27 protein-coding genes, 5 tRNA genes and 1 pseudogene are annotated in these 24,882 nt (G+C 60.7%); 11 read left to right on the top strand and 22 right to left on the bottom strand.

The window, feature by feature from the left end:
- Positions 1 to 76: 76 nt before the first annotated feature.
- From ampE to C4J88_RS03880, 3 genes are all read right to left on the bottom strand, one after another.
- Positions 77 to 913 (bottom strand): regulatory signaling modulator protein AmpE, encoded by an 837-nt coding sequence (ampE, locus tag C4J88_RS03890; protein WP_124406260.1) that lies wholly within the window; start codon positions 911 to 913, stop codon positions 77 to 79.
- Positions 910 to 1,473, bottom strand: a complete 564-nt coding sequence (gene ampD / locus C4J88_RS03885) for a 1,6-anhydro-N-acetylmuramyl-L-alanine amidase AmpD (RefSeq protein ID WP_124406259.1) — start codon at positions 1,471 to 1,473, stop codon at positions 910 to 912. The genes ampE and ampD overlap by 4 nt, the downstream gene beginning before the upstream one ends.
- A 61-nt stretch (positions 1,474 to 1,534) precedes the next feature.
- A complete protein-coding gene (locus tag C4J88_RS03880; RefSeq protein ID WP_124406258.1) occupies positions 1,535 to 3,691 on the bottom strand; it encodes a DUF1631 domain-containing protein in 2,157 nt (718 codons plus the stop codon).
- 246 nt (positions 3,692 to 3,937) lie between these two features.
- Between C4J88_RS03880 and nadC the strand changes: the two genes are divergently transcribed.
- A complete protein-coding gene (nadC, locus tag C4J88_RS03875) occupies positions 3,938 to 4,786 on the top strand; it encodes a carboxylating nicotinate-nucleotide diphosphorylase (protein ID WP_124406257.1) in 849 nt (282 codons plus the stop codon).
- 119 nt (positions 4,787 to 4,905) lie between these two features.
- Here the strand turns inward: nadC and C4J88_RS03870 are convergent, their stop codons facing one another.
- The 3 genes from C4J88_RS03870 to C4J88_RS03860 all read right to left on the bottom strand — a co-directional run bounded on the left by C4J88_RS03870 (position 4,906) and on the right by C4J88_RS03860 (position 5,938).
- Positions 4,906 to 5,211, bottom strand: coding sequence for a DUF6388 family protein (locus C4J88_RS03870; RefSeq protein ID WP_124361246.1), 306 nt, complete (start codon positions 5,209 to 5,211; stop codon positions 4,906 to 4,908).
- A 173-nt stretch (positions 5,212 to 5,384) separates the two neighbouring features.
- A tRNA-Thr gene (locus tag C4J88_RS03865) sits at positions 5,385 to 5,460 on the bottom strand.
- Between the two features lie 64 nt (positions 5,461 to 5,524).
- Entirely contained in the window at positions 5,525 to 5,938 is a 414-nt protein-coding gene (locus C4J88_RS03860) for a pilin (RefSeq protein WP_124368933.1), read from the bottom strand.
- Between the two features lie 199 nt (positions 5,939 to 6,137).
- On the opposite strand from C4J88_RS03860, the gene C4J88_RS03855 reads away from it, so the two are divergent.
- From C4J88_RS03855 to yacG, 4 genes are read left to right on the top strand one after another with little or no spacing between them, the layout of a single operon-like run.
- The gene (locus C4J88_RS03855; RefSeq protein WP_124365788.1) at positions 6,138 to 7,346 is read left to right on the top strand and encodes a type II secretion system F family protein; all 1,209 of its coding nucleotides are present in this window, start codon (positions 6,138 to 6,140) and stop codon (positions 7,344 to 7,346) included.
- Positions 7,343 to 8,209, top strand: a complete 867-nt coding sequence (locus tag C4J88_RS03850; protein WP_124365787.1) for an A24 family peptidase — start codon at positions 7,343 to 7,345, stop codon at positions 8,207 to 8,209. Before C4J88_RS03855 ends, C4J88_RS03850 begins: the two co-directional genes overlap by 4 nt.
- Positions 8,206 to 8,829: a dephospho-CoA kinase gene (coaE, locus tag C4J88_RS03845; RefSeq protein ID WP_124365786.1), complete on the top strand. Its 624-nt coding sequence runs from the start codon at positions 8,206 to 8,208 to the stop codon at positions 8,827 to 8,829. Before C4J88_RS03850 ends, coaE begins: the two co-directional genes overlap by 4 nt.
- Entirely contained in the window at positions 8,826 to 9,026 is a 201-nt protein-coding gene (gene yacG / locus C4J88_RS03840; RefSeq protein ID WP_065887991.1) for a DNA gyrase inhibitor YacG, read from the top strand. Before coaE ends, yacG begins: the two co-directional genes overlap by 4 nt.
- On the opposite strand, the gene C4J88_RS03835 is transcribed toward yacG, so the two are convergent.
- Together C4J88_RS03835 and C4J88_RS03830 are read right to left on the bottom strand one after the other, a co-directional pair.
- On the bottom strand, positions 9,023 to 9,238 hold the full coding sequence (locus C4J88_RS03835; RefSeq protein WP_124406256.1) for a hypothetical protein: 216 nt from the start codon (positions 9,236 to 9,238) through the stop codon (positions 9,023 to 9,025). The two genes, yacG and C4J88_RS03835, sit on opposite strands and share 4 nt — an antisense overlap.
- A 63-nt stretch (positions 9,239 to 9,301) precedes the next feature.
- Positions 9,302 to 9,991, bottom strand: a complete 690-nt coding sequence (locus C4J88_RS03830; RefSeq protein ID WP_124406255.1) for an energy-coupling factor ABC transporter permease — start codon at positions 9,989 to 9,991, stop codon at positions 9,302 to 9,304.
- Between the two features lie 200 nt (positions 9,992 to 10,191).
- Here C4J88_RS03830 and C4J88_RS03825 point away from each other — a divergent pair, with 200 nt between their 5' ends.
- From C4J88_RS03825 to C4J88_RS03815, 3 genes are read left to right on the top strand one after another with little or no spacing between them, the layout of a single operon-like run.
- Positions 10,192 to 10,821, top strand: coding sequence for a DUF1780 domain-containing protein (locus tag C4J88_RS03825; RefSeq protein ID WP_124365784.1), 630 nt, complete (start codon positions 10,192 to 10,194; stop codon positions 10,819 to 10,821).
- A 53-nt stretch (positions 10,822 to 10,874) separates the two neighbouring features.
- Positions 10,875 to 11,048, top strand: a complete 174-nt coding sequence (locus C4J88_RS03820) for a DUF3094 family protein (RefSeq protein ID WP_124361240.1) — start codon at positions 10,875 to 10,877, stop codon at positions 11,046 to 11,048.
- Positions 11,049 to 11,108: 60 nt separating this feature from the next.
- On the top strand, positions 11,109 to 12,407 hold the full coding sequence (locus C4J88_RS03815; RefSeq protein WP_124361239.1) for an NAD(P)/FAD-dependent oxidoreductase: 1,299 nt from the start codon (positions 11,109 to 11,111) through the stop codon (positions 12,405 to 12,407).
- Positions 12,408 to 12,575: 168 nt separating this feature from the next.
- Here C4J88_RS03815 and C4J88_RS03810 read toward each other — a convergent pair.
- From C4J88_RS03810 to rluD, 7 genes are all read right to left on the bottom strand, one after another.
- Positions 12,576 to 12,652, bottom strand: a tRNA-Pro gene (locus tag C4J88_RS03810).
- A gap of 94 nt (positions 12,653 to 12,746) precedes the next feature.
- Positions 12,747 to 12,822 (bottom strand) — tRNA-Lys (locus C4J88_RS03805).
- A gap of 5 nt (positions 12,823 to 12,827) precedes the next feature.
- A tRNA-Pro gene (locus C4J88_RS03800) sits at positions 12,828 to 12,904 on the bottom strand.
- 9 nt (positions 12,905 to 12,913) lie between these two features.
- Positions 12,914 to 12,989, bottom strand: a tRNA-Asn gene (locus tag C4J88_RS03795).
- Between the two features lie 303 nt (positions 12,990 to 13,292).
- Positions 13,293 to 15,857 (bottom strand): ATP-dependent chaperone ClpB, encoded by a 2,565-nt coding sequence (gene clpB, locus C4J88_RS03790; RefSeq protein WP_124361235.1) that lies wholly within the window; start codon positions 15,855 to 15,857, stop codon positions 13,293 to 13,295.
- A gap of 131 nt (positions 15,858 to 15,988) precedes the next feature.
- A complete protein-coding gene (gene pgeF, locus C4J88_RS03785; RefSeq protein WP_124365783.1) occupies positions 15,989 to 16,714 on the bottom strand; it encodes a peptidoglycan editing factor PgeF in 726 nt (241 codons plus the stop codon).
- Complete coding sequence (gene rluD, locus C4J88_RS03780) at positions 16,711 to 17,673, bottom strand: 23S rRNA pseudouridine(1911/1915/1917) synthase RluD (protein WP_016976299.1); 963 nt, start codon at positions 17,671 to 17,673, stop codon at positions 16,711 to 16,713. The genes pgeF and rluD overlap by 4 nt, the downstream gene beginning before the upstream one ends.
- 149 nt (positions 17,674 to 17,822) lie before the next feature.
- Between rluD and C4J88_RS03775 the strand changes: the two genes are divergently transcribed.
- A complete protein-coding gene (locus C4J88_RS03775) occupies positions 17,823 to 18,848 on the top strand; it encodes an outer membrane protein assembly factor BamD (protein ID WP_124356980.1) in 1,026 nt (341 codons plus the stop codon).
- Positions 18,849 to 18,974: 126 nt separating this feature from the next.
- A complete protein-coding gene (locus C4J88_RS03770; RefSeq protein ID WP_124406254.1) occupies positions 18,975 to 19,208 on the top strand; it encodes a PP0621 family protein in 234 nt (77 codons plus the stop codon).
- Here C4J88_RS03770 and thiO read toward each other — a convergent pair.
- The 5 genes from thiO to pilV all read right to left on the bottom strand — a co-directional run bounded on the left by thiO (position 19,195) and on the right by pilV (position 22,486).
- Complete coding sequence (thiO, locus tag C4J88_RS03765; protein ID WP_124406253.1) at positions 19,195 to 20,304, bottom strand: glycine oxidase ThiO; 1,110 nt, start codon at positions 20,302 to 20,304, stop codon at positions 19,195 to 19,197. The genes C4J88_RS03770 and thiO overlap by 14 nt on opposite strands.
- Positions 20,305 to 20,366: 62 nt before the next feature.
- Positions 20,367 to 20,768 carry a type IV pilin protein gene (locus tag C4J88_RS03760; RefSeq protein WP_124406252.1) on the bottom strand — a complete coding sequence of 134 codons (402 nt, stop codon included), beginning with the start codon at positions 20,766 to 20,768 and terminating at the stop codon, positions 20,367 to 20,369.
- An 11-nt stretch (positions 20,769 to 20,779) separates the two neighbouring features.
- Positions 20,780 to 21,310: a PilX N-terminal domain-containing pilus assembly protein gene (locus tag C4J88_RS03755; RefSeq protein WP_256659082.1), complete on the bottom strand. Its 531-nt coding sequence runs from the start codon at positions 21,308 to 21,310 to the stop codon at positions 20,780 to 20,782.
- Between the two features lie 4 nt (positions 21,311 to 21,314).
- Positions 21,315 to 22,022: a prepilin-type N-terminal cleavage/methylation domain-containing protein gene (locus C4J88_RS03750; RefSeq protein ID WP_124406251.1), complete on the bottom strand. Its 708-nt coding sequence runs from the start codon at positions 22,020 to 22,022 to the stop codon at positions 21,315 to 21,317.
- Positions 22,019 to 22,486, bottom strand: coding sequence for a type IV pilus modification protein PilV (gene pilV, locus C4J88_RS03745; protein ID WP_124408586.1), 468 nt, complete (start codon positions 22,484 to 22,486; stop codon positions 22,019 to 22,021). Before pilV ends, C4J88_RS03750 begins: the two co-directional genes overlap by 4 nt.
- A gap of 204 nt (positions 22,487 to 22,690) precedes the next feature.
- Between pilV and C4J88_RS03740 the strand changes: the two are divergent.
- A pseudogene (locus C4J88_RS03740) lies at positions 22,691 to 23,271 on the top strand (GspH/FimT family pseudopilin).
- Here C4J88_RS03740 and ispH read toward each other — a convergent pair.
- Entirely contained in the window at positions 23,225 to 24,172 is a 948-nt protein-coding gene (ispH, locus tag C4J88_RS03735; RefSeq protein WP_124365777.1) for a 4-hydroxy-3-methylbut-2-enyl diphosphate reductase, read from the bottom strand. The pseudogene C4J88_RS03740 and the gene ispH sit on opposite strands and share 47 nt — an antisense overlap.
- Before the next feature lie 265 nt (positions 24,173 to 24,437).
- Entirely contained in the window at positions 24,438 to 24,878 is a 441-nt protein-coding gene (locus C4J88_RS03730) for a peptidylprolyl isomerase (protein ID WP_177412767.1), read from the bottom strand.
- Between the last annotated feature and the right edge of the window lie 4 nt (positions 24,879 to 24,882).

Raw genomic sequence — 24,882 nt, 5'->3', positions numbered from 1 at the left:
TGTCTGTATAGCTCAATTTCAAAGGGAGTTTTGTAACGTAAGGTTAACGGCAGGGGGTTAACCCCTGCCGAGTGGCTCAGGGCAACACAGTCCAGATGGCAAAGCCGGCATACCACAGCACCGCCGCACGCAGCAGCAGTTCCCACAGGCGATCAAGGCTGTTGATGCCCTCGGCGCCCACCGCTGGCGGCGGTATTTCTGCGGCGGCCAGGCCGACTTTTTCCACCAACTGTGCTGCGCTGATATCCCAGTTCAGCAGTTCGTGGAGCATCACCCGACTGACCCCGACGAAATTGCCCACCAGGGCAAAGCTCGCCGCCAGCAGGCGCACCGGCAGCCAGTCGAAGGCATGACGCAATTGCGTGGCGCGCTCGGCCACCAGCGGGTTCTGGCTGTGTTCACTGGCCAGCGCCAGCAGGCGGTAGGCCAGAGCGGCCACCGGGCCCAGCAGGAAATACCAGAAAATCACTGCGAAAAAGCTTTGGTAGGCCTGCCACAGCAAATAGCCCTGAACCCGCTCGAGCAACTGCGCGCCGTTGTCGGCACCCAGCGTCAAGTCACGCTCGGCCACATGCTCGGCGGCTTGCAGATCGCCCCGCCGCCAGGCATCACGAAACGGCCCCAGCGCGGCCAGCAGATCGCCACGGCCGAGGCTGTAGATCACCACCAACACGTGCACCGGCAACGCCAACAAGCCATAGGCCACGGGTTCCAGCACCAACAGCAGCAAGCCCAGCAAGGCCACGGGCAGCACCACCAGCACCAGCAGGATCAGCCACGGCCGCGTCCCCATGCGCGGGCTCGATTCAAGCTTGGCCAGCTCATGCAGCCAGCCGCCGTCGCGCTGCAACCGCTGGCGCAAGGCCGAGAACTTCTCGATCCACACCGCCAGCACCAGCACCAGAAAACTCATTGTTTATGTCCTCCATCCTGCAGCGCGCCGCGAAAGCGCATCCAATCAAAAGCCGGGCCCGGGTCGGTTTTGCGGCCGGGGGCGATGTCGCTGTGACCGCAGATACGCTGGGCAGTGATCCCAGGGTAGGCTGCGAGCAATTGGCGCGTCAGGTCAATCAGCGCCGCGTATTGGGCATCGGTGAATGGCAGCTCGTCGGTGCCTTCCAGCTCGATCCCCAGGGAGTAGTCATTACACACTTCACGCCCATCAAAGCTGGACACGCCTGCATGCCAGGCCCGGTCGCGGCATGCGACAAATTGCGTGACCGTGCCGTCGCGCTCAATCAGAAAATGCGCAGACACCCGTAGGCTGGCAATGCCTTCAAAGTAGGGGTGTTCCGAGACATCCAGGCGATTCTGGAAAAACTCCTGCACTTTGCCCGTGGCGAACTGCGCCGGGGGCAGGCTGATGTTATGTATCACCAACAGCGATATCTCGCCGGCCGGGCGCTCGTTGAAGTTGGGCGAAGGGCAATGGCGAATGCCCTCGAACCAACCGCTGACGGGGTCCAACTGCATACAGGCTCCTTGAATGAGACGAAGTGTTACCAGTATGCCGCGTTCCGCCCTGCCGTTGCGATCACTTGCCGCGATTGAGTTGACGCAGGTTGCCAACCACCGCAGCCAGCGCGCGCTCGAACAGCAAACCCTCGTCCAGGTTGCGCAGGGCGCCCTGCTTGAACGCCATGGCCAATTGGCCGGCGGTTTGCTCCAGCACTTTAAGCCCCGCGCGACTGACGAAAATATAACGATTAGTTGGCGCCATGATCGCGGTGAGCTTGCACCGCAGCGCGGTGTCCGGGCCCTGCTGGAACTCTACCCAACCGCCGATCCGTAACTGGTGAACCTTGAGCAGGTCCGGGTCATCGTCGGGCGGGTCTTCCAAGGCGTCCGACAACTGGCTGCCGAGAACCAAGGGCTCGCGGACTTCAATCAGCCTGTCGTCGCCCTCGCCTTCGCAGGTTTGAACGTGAAAGGCCTGCAAGCGCAAAAAGAATTCACGCGTACTGAAAGGATCGAACGCCGCACTGGCCAACCCGTCGCGCAATGCCTTGAGCAACCCTGGCAATTGCTCGAGCAAATGCCGGCCGGCCTCGGTGTCTTCGCGCAGGCCGACGCTCCAGATCAAGTCGTCCATGGTGCGCAGTTCGGTCTGCCATTGCACCGATTGTTCGCCATGCTTGAGAGTGGCCAGCAACAGTACCTGGCTCCAGGTTTGTTGCAGGAATTGCACCACGAACGGCGGCAAGGCCTTGCCCAACAACCGCCGGTTGAGCGCCTGGGCCACACGCTGGCGGGCCACCTCGGTACGCAGGCGCCCTTGCTCGACGTCACGGGTGTGCTGTTCGAGCAACTCGCTGCGCTGACGCTCTTCTTCAATGAATGGGCTCAGTTGCGTCAACAACTGCGAAAAAATCGCCGGGTCTTCAACGAACTCAGTCAACAGGCGCTGGATGACCTGTTCGATACGCAGGTACAGGCTGTCGTTCTGATCGCCATTCTGCGGGCTGTAACCCAGGGCGGCACTGGCGATCTCGTTGAGCAAGCGCCGTGCCGGATGCCCGGCGCAGCTGAACAGGCTCTTGTCCAGCACGGCGACTTTCAATATCGGGATCTGCAGACGCGCGATCAGGGCCTTGAAGGCGTGGGGCAGACTGCGGTCATTGAGGATGAACTCAAACAGCAGGGCGACGAGGTTGATCACATCCTCGTCTGCCGTTTCCACCACCCGCGACTTGCCGCTCTTGACGCTGACTCGGGTCAGCAACTGTTCGAGCTGGTTGCGCAGGTCGAAATCGTCCTCCGCCGCAGGCTCCGGTACATATTGTTGCAAATGCGAAAGCAGACGCAGCAGGTCTCGGGTGGCGATGGGTTGCGGTTGTGCAGTGGCTTCAAGCGTCGGCGCTACGCTACCGCGCACCGCGACCAGCAGGGCTTGCAACGCGGCAAAGGCTTGTTGGCCGTTTTCGTCGCACGGCGGTTCGGCAGCCGGCACACGGGCCTGGTATTGAAGCTCACGCGCCGCACGCCCACCGGCACGACGGGACGGCACGCTCTTGAGTTCAGGCAGCACCCCGGTAGCGACCAGCAGTTGATTGGCGTCGCCATAGAGCTGGTCGGCATCGCTGAGTACATATTTCTCGAACAGCTTGAGCATGATCAGCTTGACCCGGATCTCCACCCCAAGGCTGCGGCCCGCCTGCAGAAAAAACTGACAAAGCCGTGCCGGGCCCAGTGGGTTCTCCTGATCGCTCATGCACCTGCCCAACACCTCACTCAACCGCGCGCTCAATTGCCCGAGCGCCAAGCCGTCACGGTGTTGCACGCGACCGAGCATCGCCTCCAGCGCCACGGCCTTTTCCCGCGCATCCGCCCGCGTACCGCTGGTCACCTCGTAGGACACCACCGGCACCGGATGCAACCCGACGCTATCGGCCTGGCCCAGGTTGGCGAAGCCCGCAAACAGCTGCTCCATGAACACGCGCTCGAAGTTCTTGCGCTTGAGGCGCAGGTCGCGCATGGCCTCGAAGAAAATATGCTGGTCGACGGTGCTACGGGCCTTGTCGGCCATTTCGAACAACGTGTCGTCGGCGTTATCGAACAGTTCCTGCAACCCCTGCTGCAGGTGTTGCGCGGCTTTGTCACGCACCTGCAACACCACCACCGGCAGGCGTGCGAGCGGCGATGGCGTGGCTTGAGCCTGCTTGATCGGCACCACCTTCCCGTCATTGTGCATCCTGGCCTCCTGAAGCGGCGGGTGTTGAGATGGGCAAGGAACGCAGGCAAGCCCTCTGGGCGCTGCCAATACCTGGTCACCATCAGGACGTCAAAGCTATGACGCCAATTGCAAGGCGCGAGATTATCTGGCAAATGAGGGCGGTTGCGCCAGCAAACTCTGCCCCTGCGCGCTAAATGACTGACCAGCCTGGGTTCCAATCCACACAACCCCTATAATCGCGACACTTTGTTTGTGGAGCCTGTTATGCCGAATCTGCGTCTTGCTGACCTCACCGCCGAAATCGAAGCCAACGTGCGCCGCGCACTGCTGGAAGACATCGGCAGTGGCGATATCACCGCACAGCTGATCCCGGCCGAACGGCTGGCCAAGGCCACGATCATTACCCGTGATGCAGCCGTTATCGCCGGTACCGCCTGGGTGGATACGGTATTCCGCCAACTGGACCCGCGCGTCGCGGTGCATTGGCAGGTCGCCGACGGTGAGCGTGTCAGTCCCGACCAGCCGCTGTTTCACCTTGAAGGCCCGGCGCGTTCGCTGCTCACCGGTGAACGCAGTGCGCTGAATTTCCTGCAGATGCTGTCCGGCGTCGCCACCCGTGCCCAATACTTGGCGGATTTCGTCGCCAGCACCCAGGTCAAGCTGCTGGACACCCGCAAGACCCTGCCGGGCCTGCGCCTGGCACAGAAATACGCCGTCACCTGCGGCGGCTGCCAAAATCATCGCATCGGGTTGTATGACGCTTTCCTGATCAAGGAAAACCATATCGCCGCCTGCGGAGGCATTGCCCAGGCAATTGGCGCCGCCCACAGGATTGCGCCGGGCAAACCAGTGGAAATCGAAGTGGAGAGTCTTGAGGAGTTGCGCGAAGCCTTGGCGGCGGGCGCCGACATCATCATGCTGGATGAGCTGAGCCTGGACGACATGCGCGAAGCCGTGCGGCTGAACGCGGGCAAGGCCAAGCTGGAAGCCAGCGGCGGGATCAATGAAAGCACCCTGCTGCCCATCGCCGAGACCGGCGTGGACTACATCTCCATTGGCGCGATGACCAAGGATGTGAAGGCGGTGGATTTGTCGATGCGGTTGAGTATCTAAAGCGCCCTGACTGTAGGAGCGAGCTTGCTCGCGAAAAACTCAAAGGCACCGCGTGCATTCAGAGTTCACGCGGTATCGTTAACGTTTTTCGCGAGCAAGCTCGCTCCTACAGGCTGCCTTCAAACTACGAGGTTGTTCATCTCGCAGTACTCTTCCCATTCGACGCCCAGCACTTCGGCGGCCTCCTTGTGCAAGACAAGGCGTGTGGCTTCGAACTCTTCCGGTGTAGAGGTGTATTTGAGGGTCAGTTCCCAAGGCTGGAGGCCCTGGCTTTCTGCCTCGTCCTCGAATGCCCACTGGACCTGATCACGCTGGTCATCCGCGCTCAGGTCCTTGATCTCTTCTTTAAGCTGCGGCGTTGCCTCGAGGTATTTGTCGAGTGCTGCTTGGTGCCGAACTTCCTGGGTCATCTCAGTCGTGGTCATGTCGTTCTCTTAGATCGAGGAATGGGGATGCATCTGGGTCATCAAGGTTGCGCAGATACAAAAGAGTGGGCGCGAATACCCGCTCGTCTGGCCTTCAGAACCATTCTGGGATCATCTGAAAACATTGCCTTTGAAACAGGCCTTTGAAACAGGCCCTTGAAACAGTGTTGCCTTGGTGCCCGAGACAGGAATCGAACCTGCGACCTTCGCGTTACGAGTGCGCTGCTCTACCGGCTGAGCTACACGGGCGGTGGGCTAAAGCTAGCACCGCATTGAACATGCGGCAACCGGCTCGCTCACCGCCCGGTCGCCGTCATGCTCCGTTGGCGCCACAGCCCTTGGCGACGTATTGCGCATCGGCCGTGGTTACACAGGTCCAGCCGGTGTTGGCGCTGCGCGTCAAGGTGATGGTCTTGCCCAGCACGGGCGCAGGCGCATCAAGGATTTCACAGCTGATGGAGCCGCTACCCGTCGCAACATCGCCTGTCACGTCGATCTTGCAATTGGCGGTGGGACTGTTGCCGCCGATCAGATCAAGCTTGGGCACCGTGCCTTGGTTGATGACATCCTCGTAGCCGGCCTTCAACGCGCTGATTTCCGCCAACCCCGCCGTGAACTTGGCCTTGGCCTGGTGCTTGGTGTACATGGGCAAGCCAATCGTGGCCAAAATGCCGATGATCGCCACGACGATCAACAATTCGATCAAGGTAAAGCCTTTCTGACGCATCACTTTCACTCTCCAGAATAGAACCATGACAAGGCGCGTCCTGCGCCCCGTATTGTGCAGCGGCGCCAGTGTACTCATCCCTGCGTGGCCCATCGCGTACCAGACGCACAATCTGACATTTTATCGGCCAACGCCAGCCTGGCCTGCATCCGCCCTCTGACTAAGCTGTAAATTCTCAACCTGCATGTGCGAAGGCGACATGAACGACACCTCAACGATCTACACCTGGCAAGGCATCAACCGCAAAGGCCGCCGGGTGTGCGGGCAAACCACGGGGCATGACCTGGCGCTGATCAAGGCGCAACTGCGCCAGCAAGGCATCTGCCCCGAGCGTGTGCGCAGGAAATCGTCGGGCCTGCCAAGCCTGGCTCCGCCGATTCAGTCCGCCGACATCGCCCTGTTCACCCGCCAGCTGGCGACGCTGTTGAAGGCTGGCATCCCCTTGTTGCAAGCTTTCGACATCATCCGCGAGGGCGTCGAGAACCGAGCGCTGCGCGAGTTGGTCGAGGGTTTGAAACAACACGTCGCCGCCGGTAACAGCCTGGCCAGCACGCTGCGCCAATACCCCCGTTATTTCGATGAGCTGTACTGCCATTTGATTGCCGCCGGTGAACAGGCAGGTGCCCTGGAAACGCTGCTGGAGCGAGTGGCCATTCATCTGGAAAAAAGCCAACGGCTCAAGACCAGAATCAAGAAAGCCATGACCTACCCTCTCGCCGTATTGGTGGTGGCCAGCCTGGTCAGCGCAGTGTTGCTGATGCAGGTGGTGCCGCAATTCCAGAACCTGTTCGCCGGGGTCGACAGCCCATTGCCCGGTTTTACCCTGGGGGTCATCGCCCTCTCCGACTTTCTGCGACAGGCCTGGTGGATGCTGGCGCTGGGCCTGGGCGCGGCAATAGGCGCGCTGCGCCACGCCTACCGGCTTTCGCCGGGTTTTCGCCACGGGTTGGAGGCGGGTTTGTTGAAAGTCCCCCTGGCAGGCAAACTGTTGAACAAAGCGGCCGTCGCCCGCTACGCCCGCACGCTTTCAACCACCTTTGCGGCAGGTGTTCCCCTGGTGCAGGCACTGGGCTCAGTGGCCGGCGCCGTCGGTAACGGCCCTTTCAAACAGGCAATCGAACATATGCGCCACGATGTATCAACGGGTATGCAGTTGAATCAATCCATGGCCGCCAGCGGGCTGTTTCCCGGCATGGCGATCCAGATGACAGCAATCGGCGAAGAGTCCGGCACGCTGGACCGCATGCTGGACAAGGTCGCGAGCCATTACGAGGCCGACGTAGAAACCCTCGTCGATAACCTTACCAGCCTGATGGAACCGCTGATCATGGTCGTGCTGGGGAGCATTGTCGGTGCATTGGTGATTGCGATGTACCTGCCGGTGTTTCAATTAGGGTCGGCATTTTGAGTGCGTTGCTGGGCGAGCAGCCCTGGGTGTTTGTGGGCGTGGCGCTGCTGCTGGGCCTGATCGTTGGCAGTTTCCTCAATGTGCTGGTCTGGCGCCTGCCCAAAATGCTCGAGCGGGAATGGCGCGCCCAGGCCCATGAAATTCTCGGCCTGCCCGTCGTACCGGCGGGGCCGGTCTATAACCTCATGCACCCCGGCTCGTGCTGCCCGCGCTGCGACCAGCGGATTCGCCCCTGGGAAAACATCCCCGTGCTCAGCTACCTGATGCTCAAGGGGCGTTGCAGCCATTGCCATGCAACCATCGGCGCGCGTTACCCCCTCACCGAACTGGCATGCGCGCTGATCAGCGCGAATGTCGCCTGGCATTTCGGTTTCAGCTGGCAGGCGGGCGCGGTGCTGCTGCTGAGTTGGGGGCTGCTGGGCATGAGCCTGATCGATGTGGATCACCAGTTGCTGCCGGATGCATTGGTGCTGCCACTGCTATGGCTGGGGCTTATGGTCAACAGCGCGGGCCTGCTGGCGACATTGCCCGATGCGTTATGGGGCGCGGTGTTTGGCTACATGAGCCTGTGGAGCGTGTTCTGGCTGTTCAAGCTGGTCACCGGCAAGGATGGCATGGGCCATGGTGACTTCAAGCTACTCGCATTGTTGGGAGCCTGGGGTGGCTGGCAAATCCTGCCGATGACGCTGTTGATGGCGTCACTGCTCGGCGTGTTCGTCGGCGTGCTGCTGATGCGCTGGCGCAAGACCGGAGCGTCGGTGCCGATGCCATTTGGCCCCTGCCTGGCAATTGCCGGCTGGATTGCATTGCTCTGGGGTGGTCAAATAACCGACTTCTATTTGCAGTCTGTCGGTTTCAGATGACCACTCCTGTTGCAACACCCTGGATTCTCGGCCTTACGGGCGGGATCGGCAGCGGTAAAAGCGCTGCGGCCCAGCACTTCACCAAGTTGGGTGTCGACCTGATCGACGCCGATCATGCAGCCCGCTGGGTGGTAGAGCCCGGCCGGCCGGCACTGGCGCGCATTGCCGAACATTTCGGCAGCGGCGTGCTGCAACCGGACGGCCAGCTGGACCGCGCCGCGTTGCGAAAATTGATTTTTGACGTACCCGCCGAACGTCTCTGGCTGGAAGGCTTGTTGCATCCGCTGATCGCCGAAGAGATTCGCGACCATCTGGCGCGCGCCCGATCACCCTACGCGATTCTGGTGTCACCGCTGCTGATCGAATCCGGTCAATACAGCATGACCCAACGGATCCTGGTGATCGACGTGCCGCAATCCCTGCAGATTCAGCGTACCCTGCAGCGCGACGGCATCAGCGAGCAACAGGTGCAGGCCATTCTCAAGGCCCAGTCGAGCCGCGAAGACCGCCTGAACCATGCCGATGACGTATTGGTCAATGACCAGGACCTTGCCTGGCTGCACGGCGAGGTCGAGCGACTGCACCACTTTTATCTCACTTTGCGTGGAGGCCGATCATGAGCCAACCCTTGACCGTCGATTGCCCAACCTGCGGCGCCCCCGTGGAATGGAAACCCGACAACCTCAACCGGCCGTTCTGCTCGGACCGTTGCAAACTCATCGACCTGGGCGCCTGGGCTGCTGAAGAACACAAGATCCCGGTGGCCCCTGACGCCGAAGACGAATTGTTTTCCGAAGACCTGCCGCCGCGCCACTAAGGCCGCATAAAGGCGTATTCCTGCTGGTCGTCGAGGTTTTCCGCAAGGTATTGCAACTCGTCGGCCAGGTCTTCAAAGCTGCGCACGCCCGTGCTCTGCTCCACCACCGCGCTGAGCATGGCGCGCAGGGTCAGGCCCGGATCAAACCCGATTTCCTGTGCGGCATCCTGGCTCCTGCGCAACTCCTGCCGTGCCCATTCGTACACACTCATGATTCGTGCTCCTGAAATTTCGCCGAGCATGGGCCCCTGCGGCCATCCGGTGTTTGATCTGGATCAACCCCGCGAATCGTCATCCTTCCAGGGTGCCGAGAGATAGCGGGTGCGGTTGAACGTCTCCAGCCAGTCCGGACAGAACACCACCAGGGCACTGATCACCATGCCGTTGATAAACGCTTCGGGAAAGATGATCAGCCACAGGTAGCCTACAAAGTCTTCCAGCCATTCCGGCATCGCAAATCGTCCATCGAACCATAGCAGCCCCAGGCCGGCCAACAGGCACAGCAACGCCGACAAGGCGGCAGCCAAAAAGCCGGAACAGAAGATGTACACGAAAGGGTTTCGCGGTTGCGCCCGCTCTACCAGCGCCGCACAGGTTTCGGTCACCAGCACCGGTAGCCCAATCAACAGCAGGCCGTTCGCACCGACTGCGGCGAAATCCTGACGCCCCAGCCAGACCAAACCCAACTGCGCGGCACACCCACCCACGATCGCCAACGGCCAGTCCAGCAGCAAGGTCACGGCGGTCATGCCGATAAAATGGTAAGACACCCCCGTATCGAAATCCCGCCGCACCAGCCATAACATGAACAGCGCGAACACCGTGCCGAACAGCAAATGCTGGCGCCGTCGGTCGGCAAACACCTCGACCCAAGGCGCACGCCAGATCGCCCAGACCACCAGCGGGGCATACAACAGCCAGCCGATGCCAAGGGTCTGCGGCATCAGTACCGCCGCGCCGATCACCGTTTCACCTGTCTAGCCGCCTCATAGCCCGTCATGGGCCTGGCCGCATTGATCCTGTACATGAACGCCTCGTTTCCAGAGTCGCTGCCGGATGGTCAGATTACATCGCCAGGTTACAGGGTAGCCAGCTGTAAGGCTGAGCAACGCTGGGCCCGCAACGAGTCTTCCTGCGGTCATCATTTGAACGCTAAGCTACGCCTATGGATGACTCAGATTATTTGCGCCTGCTCACCGTAGCAGCCGAACAAGCCAACGCGTTCCTGTCCAATGCCCGCAAATGGGAGCGTGAGCGTTGGGTCTGTCAGCGCCTGTTGCAAGGCTTGAACGTGCCCTATCGCGCCGAGGAGTTCCACGCCGCCGGCCAGGAGCCGCCGGACGTGCTGTTTCGCGACGCCAGTTTTGAGGTGTTCTTCGTATTGGACGAAGGCCGCCGGCTGAACGACGAATGGCGCGACGAATTGCTGCGCCGGCGCAGCGCCTTTTCCTTGAGCCAACTGGTGCGCCGCGAAGCCAAGCCAAGGCGCATCCCTGCCCACGAGTTCCTCCTGCGCCTGGCCCCGACCCTGCGCAAAAAAGCGCACAACTACAAAGAACGCGGAATGGACCTGGGGGAACTGGACCTCATTGCCTTCACCAGCCTCAAACGCGAAGTGCTGGACCTCAACAGCCACTTCCCACCGCCTACCGAATATCTGCGCCAGGGCTGGCGCTCGCTGTCGCTGGTGGGGCCAACCTTTGCGCGGGTACTGTTCGCGCATCCGGAAGCGCCGGATTTCTTGCGCAACAACCTGGGCCGCAGCATAGTGTTCGATGTGGGCATCAGCCTTTGATGCCCTGGCTGTAACGTGGCGCCCTTTTGCAACGTCTACCTGACGAGGCCTTTATGACCAGCCGCCTGAAACCCGATGACCAACAGCATGTCGAAGAGTACCTGCAACTCTCCCAGCACAGAGTCGAGCGCAAGCCTTTCAGGCCGTGGCTGCTCCTTGGTGTGGTGCTGGTGGTGGTGATCGGGCTCGGCTTGCTGAGCCGCCTTTTGAGTTACCTGACGCTATGAGCTGCCTGGCGCTCGCGGGGGTAACTGCTCCGATTTCTTTTAGCCTTGCGAGATATCCCCATGACCCATCGTATTATTGTCGTCGGCGGCGGTGCCGGCGGCCTGGAGCTAGCGACCCGCCTGGGTAAGACTCTGGGCAAACGCGGCAAAGCCAGCATCACGCTGGTGGACGCCAACCTGACGCATATCTGGAAACCGCTGCTGCATGAAGTCGCGGCCGGCTCGCTGAACTCTTCGGAAGACGAACTCAATTACGTCGCCCAGGCGAAATGGAACCACTTCGAGTTCCAGCTGGGGCGTATGAGCGGGCTTGACCGTGAACAGAAGAAAATCCAACTGGCCGCCACCCTCGACGAAGAGGGCCGGGAGCTGGTACCTGCGCGCGTACTGAGCTACGACAGCCTGGTGATTGCCGTGGGCAGCACCACTAACGATTTCGGCACCGAGGGCGCGGCGCAGCATTGCCTGTTCCTCGACACCCGCAAGCAGGCCGAGCGCTTCCATCAGCGGTTGCTCAACCATTACCTGCGCGCACACGCCGGGCAAACCGACACCATTGAACAGATCAGCGTCGCCATCGTCGGCGCCGGCGCCACCGGCGTCGAACTGGCCGCCGAACTGCATAACGCGGCCCATGAGCTGGCAGCGTACGGCCTGGACCGTATCAAGCCGGAAAACATGCACATCACCCTGATCGAAGCCGGCCCTCGGGTATTGCCCGCGCTGCCGGAGCGGATTGGCGGGCCTGTGCATAAAACCCTGGAAAAATTGGGGGTGACCGTGCTGACCAACTCGGCCGTCAGCGAAGTGACCGCCGACGCGCTGATCACCAGCAGCGGCCAGGTGATCCCGGCCAGCCTTAAAGTGTGGGCCGCCGGGATTCGCGCACCGGGTTTTCTCAAGGACCTCGATGGCCTGGAGACCAACCGCATCAACCAACTGCAGGTGCTGCCGACGCTGCAGACCACCCGTGACGAAAACATCTTTGCCTTTGGCGATTGCGCCGCCTGCCCGCAACCGGGCACCGACCGCAATGTTCCGCCACGCGCGCAAGCCGCTCACCAACAGGCTTCATTGCTCGCCAAATCGCTGAAGCTGCGGATTGAAGGCAAGGAGCTGCCGACCTACAAGTACACCGACTACGGCTCGCTGATCTCGCTGTCGCGATTCTCCGCCGTGGGCAACTTGATGGGCAACCTGACCGGCAGTGTGATGCTGGAGGGCTGGTTGGCGCGGATGTTCTACGTGTCGCTGTACCGTATGCACCAGATGGCGCTGTATGGCTTTTTCCGCACGGCGATGCTGATGCTGGGCAGCAAGATCGGTCGGGGGACTGAGCCGCGTCTGAAACTGCACTGAGACATGTGGGAGGGGGCTTGCTCCCGATAGCGGTGGGTCAGGTAAAAATACTTAACTGACCCACCGCTATCGGGAGCAAGCCCCCTCCCACATTAGTGCTGTGTTGAACTTGAGATAATTTTCAGACAAAAAAAATCCCCGTATCTTTCAATACGAGGATTTTTAATATGGTCGGGGTAGGGGGATTCGAACTCCCGACATCCTGCTCCCAAAGCAGGCGCGCTACCGGACTGCGCTATACCCCGGTAATAAAAAGGCGACCTTTCAGTCGCCTTCTTCGATCAGTGCTTTTGGCCTCTGATCTTAAGATCTGATTCCAGCGTTAACTGGTCTCAAAAATGGTGGGTCGTGTGGGATTCGAACCTACGACCAATTGGTTAAAAGCCAACTGCTCTACCAACTGAGCTAACGACCCAAATATGGTCGGGGTAGGGGGATTCGAACTCCCGACATCCTGCTCCCAAAGCAGGCGCGCTACCGGACTGCGCTATACCCCGGTTTGAAATTGGCTCCGTGACCAGGACTCGAACCTGGGACCCAATGATTAACAGTCATTTGCTCTACCGACTGAGCTATCACGGAACTACATATTTCAAAGTGCAACTTTTACTACGGTAAAACCTTCTCTTCGACCCTGTCCGTATCGCTACGTTAGCGTCTCTGAGGCGCGCTATTCTACAATCTTAAAAACCCCTGTCAACCCTTTAAATTGCTTTTAAGACAATGATTTGCGCTTCTTTCTGATTTCTTCTTGGGGAGAAGAAACCCGTGGGCTGACGTTGCTGCGGGGCGCACTTTACAAGCCTTTGCCTTACAGTTCAACGCCCTATCGAAAAAAAAGGCCCCGCAATGCGGGGCCTCCTCTTACAGCACTGGCTGCCAGGCTTAATGGAAGACGATTTCGTCGTTCTCCACCGTCGCCTTGACGGGGGTGCCGGGCATAAAGCTGCCCGACAGGATCAGCTGCGCCAGCGGGTTTTCGATCCAGCGCTGGATCGCACGCTTCAACGGCCGTGCGCCATACACCGGGTCGTAACCCACCGCGATCAGCTTGTCCAACGCCTCGCTGCTCAGCTCCAGCGCCAGTTCGCGCTCGGCTAGGCGTGCACGCAGGCGTCCCAATTGGATCTCGGTGATACCCGCAATCTGATCCCGGGCCAAAGGCTCGAAGATCACCACTTCATCCACCCGGTTGATAAATTCCGGGCGGAAGTGCGAGGTCAGCGCATCCATCACCGCTGCCCGCTGGGCCTCGCGATCGCCCACCAACTCCTGGATCTGCGCCGAGCCCAGGTTAGAGGTCATCACAATCACCGTGTTGCGGAAATCCACTGTACGGCCGTGGCTGTCGGTCAGGCGGCCGTCCTCGAGCACTTGCAACAGGATATTGAACACATCTGGGTGCGCCTTCTCGACCTCGTCCAGCAAGATCACCGAGTAAGGCTTACGCCGCACGGCTTCGGTCAGGTAACCGCCCTCCTCGTAGCCCACATAGCCTGGTGGGGCGCCGATCAGGCGCGCCACCGAGTGTTTCTCCATGAACTCGGACATGTCGATGCGCACCATCGCCTCTTCAGTATCGAAGAGGAATTCGGCCAAGGCCTTGCACAGCTCGGTCTTACCCACTCCGGTCGGGCCGAGGAACATGAACGATCCACTCGGGCGATTCGGGTCGGACAACCCGGCGCGGGTACGCCGCACCGCATTGGACACCGCCACCACGGCCTCTTCCTGGCCAATGACGCGCTGGTGCAACAGGCTTTCCATCTTCAGCAGCTTGTCGCGTTCGCCCTCAAGCATTTTCGACACAGGAATGCCGGTCCACTTGGAGACCACCTCGGCTATTTCTTCCTCGGTCACCTTGCTGCGCAGTAACTGGTTCTCACTGTGCCCGTGCTGGTCGACCATCTGCAGGCTGCGTTCCAGGTCCGGGATCACCCCGTACTGCAACTCGGCCATGCGGTTCAGATCGCCCTTGCGGCGTGCGGCTTCCAGCTCCTGGCGCGACTGCTCGATTTTCTGCTGGATCTGCGCCGAACCCTGCACTTCGGCTTTTTCCGAGGTCCAGATTTCTTCGAGGTCCGAATACTCCCGCTCCAGGCGGACGATTTCTTCCTGGAGTTTTTCCAGACGTTTCTTCGCCGCCTCATCCTCTTCTTTCTTCAGCGCCTGGGATTCGACTTTCAGTTGAATCAGGCGGCGATCCAGGCGGTCGAGCACTTCGGGCTTGGAGTCGATCTCCATGCGAATCCGGCTGGCCGCTTCGTCGATCAAATCGATGGCCTTGTCGGGCAATTGACGATCGGTGATATAGCGATGGCTCAACTTGGCCGCCGCAATGATCGCGCCGTCAGTGATCGCGACTTTATGGTGGACCTCATAACGCTCTTTCAGGCCACGCAGGATGGCGATGGTGTCCTCTTCGCTGGGTTCTTCCACCAGCACTTTCTGGAAACGCCGCTCCAGAGCCGCGTCCTTTTCAATGTACTGACGGTATTCGTTGAGCGTGGTGGCACCGACGCAATGCAACTCGCCTCGCGCCAGGGCAGGCTTGAGCATATTGCCGGCATCCATGGAGCCCTCGCCTTTACCGGCACCGACCATGGTGTGCAGTTCGTCGATAAACAGAATGATCTGCCCTTCCTGCTTGGACAATTCATTGAGCAGGGATTTGAGGCGCTCTTCGAACTCGCCACGGAACTTGGCGCCGGCGATCAGCGAGCCCATGTCCAGGGACAGCAGGCGCTTGCCTTTAAGGCCGTCCGGCACTTCACCATTGATGATGCGCTGGGCCAAGCCCTCGGCGATGGCGGTTTTACCCACGCCAGGCTCACCGATCAGCACGGGGTTGTTCTTGGTACGGCGTTGCAGCACTTGGATGGTGCGACGAATTTCATCGTCACGGCCGATGACCGGGTCAAGCTTGCCCTCTTCGGCGCGCTTGGTCAGGTCAACGGTGTATTTATCCAGGGCTTGGCGCGACTCCTCGTGGTTGGGGTCATTCACCGCCTCGCCGCCGCGCAGATTGTTGATGGCGTTTTCCAGGGCTTTCTTGCTCACGCCCTGGCCCAGCAACAATTTGCCGAGCTTGCTGTTGTCGTCCATGGCGGCGAGCAGCACGAGCTCGCTGGAGATGAACTGGTCACCTTTCTGCTGGGCCAGGCGGTCGGCCTGGTTCAGCAGGCGCGCCAAATCCTGGGACATATTCACGTCGCCGGTAGGATTCTGGATTTTCGGCAGTTGGTCGAGCTCTTTGCTCAACTCCTTGCGCAGGCTGTTAATGTCAAAGCCCACCTGCATCAACAAGGGCTTGATAGAACCACCTTGTTGCTCCAGGAGCGCCTGCATCAAGTGCGCAGGTTCAATTGCCGGGTGGTCGAGACCGACCGCCAGGGATTGGGAGTCCGATAAGGCCAACTGCAATTTGCTGGTTAAACGATCAATACGCATAAGTCACCTTCCTTTTGAGCAGGCCGGAGCTGTAGAAACATCCTGAATGAAGAAACCTGCCAGATACCCCTATAGATGGGGTGGATTCTGGGGGATTCAAGCAGCGGATGGTTGATACAGATCAGGACAGTCTAGCGTTCGAGCCAGATAAGGGAGGCGAACCGGCCCGTGCGTGGGCTGCGGCGATAAGAAAAGAAGCGCGGGTCGGTTACGGTGCACAAACCGCCACCATACACAGCGCTAATGCCCCGCGCAGACAGGCGCAGACGGGCGAGCTGATAGATATCGGCCATGAACTTGCCGGGATTACAGCTGGGCACGAAGGCCTGGGCAGTCGCAGGTAGTTGTTGCATGAAGGCTTCACGCACCTCGGGTCCGACTTCAAAGGCCTGCGGACCAATGGCCGGGCCGAGCCAGACCAGCACGTCGGCGGGGTCGCAACCCAGGCTGTCGAAGGCTGCCTCCAGCACCCCGGCCGCGAGCCCACGCCAACCGGCATGCGCCGCCGCCACACGGGTGCCCGCCCGATTGCAGAACAATGCAGGCAGGCAATCAGCCGTCATCGCGGTGCAGGCGATACCGGGTGTGCTGGTCCAACTGCCATCCGCTTCGGCGATACGGCCCGGATCGGCCTCGACCACAGTGGTGCCGTGGACTTGACGCAACCAGGCCGGCTGGATACCGAAGGCATCGGTAAGACGGCGACGATTTTCCAGGACGGCCTCAAGGCTGTCCTCGACATGATCGCCCAGGTTGAGACTGTCGAACGGCGCCACACTGACGCCGCCCGCACGGGTGGTGACGCAGGCTTTGACCTGAGACGGCGCGGGCCAGTCAGGTATCAGCCAGTCACTCATCCGATAAACGCCTCGCGATCCTGCTTGAGCAGCGACAACAACCAGACCAGATCGTCTGGAAGCGGCGATTCCCAGCTCATGCGCTTACCACTCGTCGGATGATCCAGTTCCAGGAAGCGTGCATGCAGCGCCTGGCGCGGGAACGTCTTGAGCGATTCAACCATGGTCTGGCTGGCCGCCGGCGGAATACGGAAGCGACCACCGTAGGCCGGATCGCCGACCAACGGGAAGTTGATGTGGGCCATGTGCACGCGGATCTGGTGGGTACGACCGGTTTCCAGCTTGACCCGCACGTGCGTGTGGGAACGGAAACGCTCCAGCACGCGATAGTGGCTGACGGCCTGCTTGCCGCCCTCCATCACCGCCATGCGCTGGCGCTGCTGGCCGTGGCGACCGATAGGGGCGTTGATCTTGCCCCCGGCCACCACGACGCCGATCACGATGCACTCGTAGATCCGGCTGACGCTGCGACTCTGCAATTGAGTAACCAGTTGCGTCTGCGCCTGAATGGTCTTGGCCACCACCATCAGGCCGGTGGTGTCCTTGTCCAGACGGTGCACGATGCCGCAGCGCGGCACATTGATGATGTCCGGCACGTGGTGCAACAGGGCATTGAGCAAGGTGCCATCAGCGTGCCCGGCAGCCGGGTGAACCACCAGGCCTGCGGGTTTGTTGATGACCAGGATGTCGTCGTCTTCATAGACGATATCCAGCTCGATGTCCTGGGCAACCCATTCTCCCTGGGCTTCCTGCTCGGCAGTCAGCTCAAGAATCGCACCGCCATGCACTATGTCTCGCGGGCGGATAACCGCTCCATCCACAGTCAGGCGGCCGTCTTTGATCCAGGCGGAAAGGCGCGAGCGCGAGTGCTCAGCGAATAATTGTGCGGCGACTTGATCGAGGCGTTGGCCGCCCAATTCGGACGGCACCTCTGCGCGAAGTTCAATTTTATCGGACATGCTCAGACTAGGCGTGGCACAGCCTTTGGTTTCGGCTGCGCGCTTGTGGTTAAATACGGCGTCTTTTGCCCCGAGGCTTTCAACGGGGCGCTCATCATAACAGGACGGCCCCGCCCAAGACAGCGGCCGTCATAGGGACGCAAGCCGCCATGCAAGTGAAACACCTGCTGCTGATCGCCATCCTCGCCATGACTGCTGCTTGCTCGTCAACCAAGGACGTCGTCGACGAAAACCTGAGCGAAGTCGAGCTGTACCAGCAAGCTCAAACTGACTTGGACAATAATAGCTACACCAGCGCCACAGCGAAGCTGAAGGCCCTGGAGTCGCGCTATCCGTTCGGACGCTATGCCGACCAGGCGCAGCTCGAGCTGATCTACGCCAACTATAAAAACGCCGAGCCGGAAGCTGCCAAGTCCGCTGCCGAGCGTTTTATCCGCCTGCACCCGCAGCATCCGAACGTGGACTACGCCTACTACATGAAGGGCCTGACCTCGTTCGACCAGGACGTCGGCCTGCTGGCGCGCTTCCTGCCGCTGGACATGACCAAGCGTGACCCGGGCGCTGCCCGCGACTCCTACAACGAGTTCGCCCAGCTGACCAGCCGCTACCCGAACAGCCGCTACGCGCCGGACGCCAAGCAGCGCATGATCTACCTGCGCAACCTGCTGGCTTCCTACGAGATCCACGTGGCCCACTACTACCTGACCCGTCAGGCGTACGTGGCCGCCGCCAACCGTGGCCGCTACGTGGTGGAGAACTTCCAGGAAACCCCTTCGGTGGGCGACGGCCTGGCCGTGATGACCGAGGCTTACCAGCGCCTGCACCTGGACGAACTGGCAAGCACCAGCCTGGAAACCCTGAAGCTCAACTATCCGGACCACCCAAGCCTGAAAGACGGCCAGTTCGTGCCTCAGGTTGACGAAGCCGACAACCGTTCGTGGCTGAGCAAATACACCCTGGGCCTGATCGAGTCCCGCCCACCGCTGCCGCCGGGCGAAACACGCGCCAACCAGGACGTGATCAAGCAGTACCAGGACGCCAAGGACGCGATTCCTTCGGATCTCAAGCCGCACGACGAGAACGGCGACGTGATCGAAGAGGAAGAGCCGCAAGCCCTGGGCAACAACCAGGACCGCTCGTGGTTCAGCTACATGACCTTCGGTGTGTTCGACTGACCGTTCGACGCAACGCAAAAGGGAGCTCTCAGGAGCTCCCTTTTTCATGGGCGAATATTTATTGCGCTGTGCGCCCATGGCGACCTTGGCTAAACTGGCGCATTCCTCATCGAGAAACTGCCCATCATGCTTCGTCTATTGTTCTGGATCGCCGTCATTGCCGCTGCGGTATGGCTCTGGCGCAAATTTAAAAGCCCAGCGTCCGGCCAACCCCGTACCGGCGAACCCAATGCCGCACTGATGGTGCGTTGCGCCCATTGCGGCGTGCATGTGCCGCAGGATCGTGCCCTGAGCTCGGGCCAGCAATGGTATTGCACCCAGGCGCACCTGCAGCAAGGGCCGAAGTCTATCCAGCGTTAAGTCGACCGGCGGGCGCGTAAGGTGCCGGGTCGATGATCGGCGCATGCCCCAGCAACAAGTCGGCAAACAACTGGCAGGACGCCGGGGCAAGCACCAGGCCGTTGCGGTAGTGCCCGCAATTGAGCCACAGGCCTTTGAAGCCGGGCACCTCGCCGATATAAGGGATGCCTTCCGGCGAGCCGGGCCGCAACCCCGCCCAATGCCCCACCACCTCGGCGTCCGCCAGGGCGGGAAGCAGTTCCACCGCAGAAGCCTTGAGACTTTCCAGTGCGGTTTCGGTCGGCGTTTTATCGAACCCCTCATGCTCCAGGGTGCTGCCAATCAGAATGTGCCCATCCCGTCGCGGGATCGCATAGCGTCCTTTGACCAGGACCATACTCGATAAAAAATCAGGCGCGCATTTGTAGAGGATCATCTGGCCCTTTACCGGCTCCACGGGCAGCGCCAAGCCCAGTTTTCCCAGCAACGCCCCGCTCCAGGCACCGGCCGCAAGCACCACCTGATCACCCGTGATGACGCCAGCAGACGTATTCACGCCCACCACAGTGCCGCCTTCCACGATAAATCCAGCGACCTCGCACTGCTCGTGAATCGTCACACCGGGCAGCGCCGACAACGCCGCCTTGAGTGATTTGACCAGGCGCGGATTGCGCACATTGGCTACGTCGGCCATGTAGATCGCCCGCGAATAACCGCCGCCCAGCACCGGGACCGCGTCATGGGCGGCCGACACGTCCACTTTGCTCAAGGGCCGGCCTTCACGCGCAGCCCAGGCCAGAGCCTCGGCTTCGTCATCCAGGTCGAGCCAATACAGGCCCGTGGTGTGAACCTCAGGATCAACCCCGGTCGCGGCGAACAGCCGTTGCGCCAGTTGCGGGTAGAAATCCTGGGACCAGTGGGCTAAAGCGGTCACCGCCGGACTATAGCGCCACGGATACAACGGCGAAACAATTCCGCCGCCGGCCCAGGATGATTCCTGCCCAAGCCCGGCGCGCTCCAGCAATATGACCGCCAGCCCCCGGTTCGCCAGGTTGTATGCCGTCAACAAGCCAATCACTCCGCCGCCGACAATCACTACTCGCTGTTGCTTAGCCATCATTTGATCCAGCCGATAAAAAGGTAAAAGCGCGCCCGGCGCCCATTCATCCAGCACTCTCATCACTGCCCCCAGCATGCCTTGAGCGACATCTCTGGTGCCGCTCCCGGATTGCTCCGCATGCCGGTGCTGGTCAAGCTGAACCGGCCACAGGCGTCGTTCGCCATGACAGAGCCCGTGGCAGGCGTGGCCAGCAAGGCAAAGTCCTGAGGGTTCAAGACTGAGCTGATTCTATAGTGATCGTTGCCTGTACTGACGCCGCTTGCATCAATATAAGTGCCGTTGCGCGTGTAAAAACGCTCCAGGTACTGAGCTTGCTCGGCCAGCAGCGCGACGATCTGCACCCGGTGGACCTTTTTCACCTGGACGGTATATGCGGGGTAAGCGATTCCGCCCAGCAACGCAATGATCGCCACGGCGATCAATAATTCGATCAGGGTAAAGCCCTGGCTATCCATGCCCATTCGATTGCTCCTTATTGAAGTTGCCGCCATAAGACTCGCCGAAACCGTTCGCCGTCGCCCTCCTCCACCCGCGCATACACAGCCTCCAGCACGGTGCGCGATTGGCCACCCAGCCCGACGGCCGTCACGCGGAAGAGCGCGGCTGGGGCATACGGCGGCAAATGTGTCTGGCCCGAACCCGCGCCCAGGGATTGAACGCCATACACCCCGTCCTTGAACGCCACCCACGTCACCGCCGAGACCGGATTGTGTCCGGCGCCCACCACCGATGAAGCTTCATCGGGCGGCGCGCAACTGATGATCGACTGGCAAACCGGCATCACCTGCCCGCCCCTGCGCACCGCCGACTCCCCCAGCCGCAGGCCACTTTCAGCCGTCTGGAACGATTGATTACGCTGCCACAGGCTATTAGCCGCCTTCTGCTGAGCGAGCGCGCCCTGCATCGACGACAACCCCACCAGTGACAACAACAGCAGAAATACCAGGCTGATCAGCAATACCATCCCCGCCTGCCGCACCTGGCTACACCGCATCATTGTCATCGCCCTACTCCAGCCGGTTGCGCAGTGCCGCCACGACGGCGTAGGCCTGGTCTTTCACCCGCCCGGTGGGGTCTTGCAGGGTCATGAGGATGCGCACGCTGCGTATCAACGATGCGTCGGCCGGGTGGCTGTCGTAACGCACCACGCCGGTCGATTCAGGCCTGGCCGCCACACCAAAACTGATCTCGAAGGCCCGTACGTTATCCATCAGTACGGCTTTGGCCGGAGCTGACGGGGTACTGATCTTCAACTGACCCGTCTCATAGGTGTAGGTGAGCTCGCGTATAGCGAAACGAATCTGCCCGGGCGCAATCCCAGACGGCGTCCCGGTATAGGCCTGGGCGGCCTCTTTGCAGTCGGATACCACCGTCCAGTCAGGCTTGCCTGTACTGTCGCTGGCATTGGCGGTCACCAGAGTCAGTGACTTTGCGCTTGCCGAAGCTTCCCAGCCAATCGGCCGATCAAAGGCCGCCGGGGCGTTGTCGATAAAAGCCGTGGCCAGACACCCCAGCATGCCCGTCTGGCGAATATCCTGAGTCATCTTGCTCAGGACGAACCGCGCATCGTCCTGCAGCACCATGGCGGCCTGCTGGCTGGCCTGGGTCAACCGCGAACCGATCAGCACCTGGCTCGCCCCGAGCACTACCACCAGCCCGACGGCCAGCGCCAGCAGCAACTCCACCAGCCCGAAACCTCGCGCAGGACGGATCATTGCAACCGCCCTTGCCCATTGGCGATCCGACTGGTCAGGGTGAAGGTTTGCCGCTCACCCAGTCTGCTCCTGACATCCTCCCAACTGATGCTGACAGTGACCTCATCGCCGCTGGCCGCTATCGCACCCTTGGCGTCCTTGCCGGCAAAACCAGTGATATTGGCCTCGAAGTCACGCAGGTCCAGGTCACGCACGCTGGTAGCCGAGGTGCTGCCGGTGCGAGCCTGGGAGTAATCGACAGCGGCGTTGGCGCGAATACGGTCGAGCATGTCGTAGGCAATAAAACTGGCTTGGCTGGTCATCCTTGCGCTGTCGGTGGTCTTGAGCGCGTTGAGCTGGATCGCTGCGGCCCCCAGCAGTCCGAGCGCCAGGACCAGCACCGCGACCAGCACCTCGATCAGCGTCATGCCGGATTGGTGCCGATAAAAAGCGCGTAGAGAAAATGTATTCCGGCAGAAAGGCATACCGTCGTCATCCATGTCGAAGGCCTCAGGAAAACAGGAAAAACCTGCTGTGCGTCCCAAGACTAGCGTCGGTTTTCGACCGCTGCCGCTACCGGAACAAAGGGAAATACATTGGACGTAAAGGCCATCATTCAGCACCAGGGACCAAGCGCTATACCTATGCCTGCCACTTGACGATCACTCGCATCCACGGAGGGAGCACACATGACACAACGAGGTTTCACCCTGATCGAATTACTGCTGGGATTGATCTTGACGGGTGTTCTGGCGCAACTGGCCATACCCAACTTCAAAGGTTTGCTGGAATCGCAGCAGCGACAAAGCGTGGCCCGGGCACTGGCCGACGGGCTGCGTTACGCGCGCACCGAGGCGATTGCACGCAATCATGCGGTGGTGATCCATGCGCGGGATGAGGACTGGAGCCAAGGATGGCGGGTGATACTGGATATCAGTGGGCGCGGCCACCTGGACGACGAGAATCCGGTGCTACTGGAGCGACAGGACAGCGGGCAAGTACCGGTTGCCGGCAACGGCCCGGTCAGCAGCCAGGTTCGTTTCAGCGGTTTGGGGGAGCCAGTGTTTGCGGGCGGGGGATTTCGTGCCGGCACCGTGCATGTGTGCGACACACAACCGGCCCAGAGTCTGTATCAGGTCGTGCTCGCTCCCAGCGGGCGTATCAGCCTGCGCAGTGACAAGACCGAGCAGGCGCTATGCCGAAGTTAAGGCAGCCTCCAGGGTTCAGAGCAGCGAGCGAACCCGTAATTCCTTGGGCATTGAAAACGTAATGTTTTCTTCCCGGCCCGCCAGCTCATCGGCGCCGGTGGCACCCCAGGCGTGCAATTGCTGGATCACGCCGCGCACCAAAACTTCCGGGGCCGAGGCGCCTGCCGTAATGCCGATGCGCTCTACGCCGTCGAACCAGCTACGCTGCATGTCCTCGGCGCCGTCGATCAGGTACGCCGGCGTCGCCATGCGCTCAGCCAACTCGCGCAAACGGTTGGAGTTGGAACTGTTGGGACTGCCGACCACCAGCACGACATCACACTCATCGGCCAGTTGCTTGACTGCATCCTGGCGGTTTTGCGTGGCGTAGCAGATGTCGTCCTTGCGCGGGCCGCCAATGGCTGGGAATCGGGTGCGCAGGGCGTCGATAACGCGGCTGGTATCGTCCATGGACAAGGTGGTCTGGGTGACGAAGGCCAAGCGTTCAGGGTTTTGCACCTGCAAGCTGGCAACGTCTTTTTCGTCTTCTACCAGGTAGATCGCGCCGCCATTACTGGAGTCATACTGGCCCATGGTGCCTTCGACCTCCGGATGGCCGGCGTGGCCGATCAGGATGCATTCGCGGCCATCACGGCTGTAGCGCGCCACTTCGATGTGCACCTTGGTCACCAGCGGGCACGTGGCGTCGAACACTTTCAGGCCACGGCCGGCCGCTTCGGTGCGTACGGCCTGGGACACACCATGGGCACTGAAGATAACGATGACATCATCGGGCACCTGGTCGAGCTCTTCGACGAAGATGGCTCCGCGAGCACGCAGGTCTTCGACCACGAACTTGTTGTGGACGACTTCATGCCGCACATAAATCGGCGGGCCGAAGACTTCCAGGGCGCGGTTGACGATTTCGATCGCCCGGTCCACGCCGGCGCAGAAGCCACGGGGGTTGGCGAGTTTGATTTGCATGCTGTGCCTCGTGTCTTGCAGCCACTTTGGGCCAGGTTTGTGCTGACCTAAAGGACAATGGGGATCAAAGGTGGGAGGGGGTAAGCCCTAATGCCAGTCAGTTAAGCGTACACCACCGTCTGTAGGAGCGAGCTTGCTCGCGAAAAACTCACAGGCACCGCGTTTATTCAGGAAGCACGCGTTATCGTTGACGTTTTTCGCGAGCAAGCTCGCTCCTACAAAAAGCCTTAACTGACTGGCATTAGGGCAAGCCCCCTCCCACATTTTAGACCAGCGCCTTGACGTTGATGATCTCGACGTCAAAGGTCAGTGTCTTGCCGGCCAGCGGGTGGTTGAAGTCGATGGTCACTTGCGCGTCATCGAAGGCTTTGACCACGCCGGGCAATTCCGTATTCGCCGCATCATTGAAGATCACCAGCAGGCCTTCCGACAGGTCCATGCCTTCGAACTGCGAACGCGGGATGATCTGCACGTTTTGCGGGTTGGGCTGGCCAAAGGCATTTTCCGGCGGGATCTGCAGGTTGCGCTTATCGCCAGCCTTGAATCCGAACAGCGCCGTTTCAAAACCCGGCAGCAGGTTGCCATCGCCGACTTTGAAGGTCGCCGGGGCTTTGTCGAAAGTGCTGTCGACCGTGTCGCCATTCTCCAGGCGCAATGCAAAGTGCAAAGTGACTTCCGTGTTCTGGCCGATGCGTTGCTCAGCCAATACC

The organism is Pseudomonas sp. R4-39-08 (assembly GCF_003852275.1).
Taxonomy (GTDB): Bacteria; Pseudomonadota; Gammaproteobacteria; order Pseudomonadales; family Pseudomonadaceae; genus Aquipseudomonas.
The sequence above is the reverse complement of the archived record's forward strand: the minus strand, read 5'-3'. Positions and strand labels throughout refer to the sequence as shown.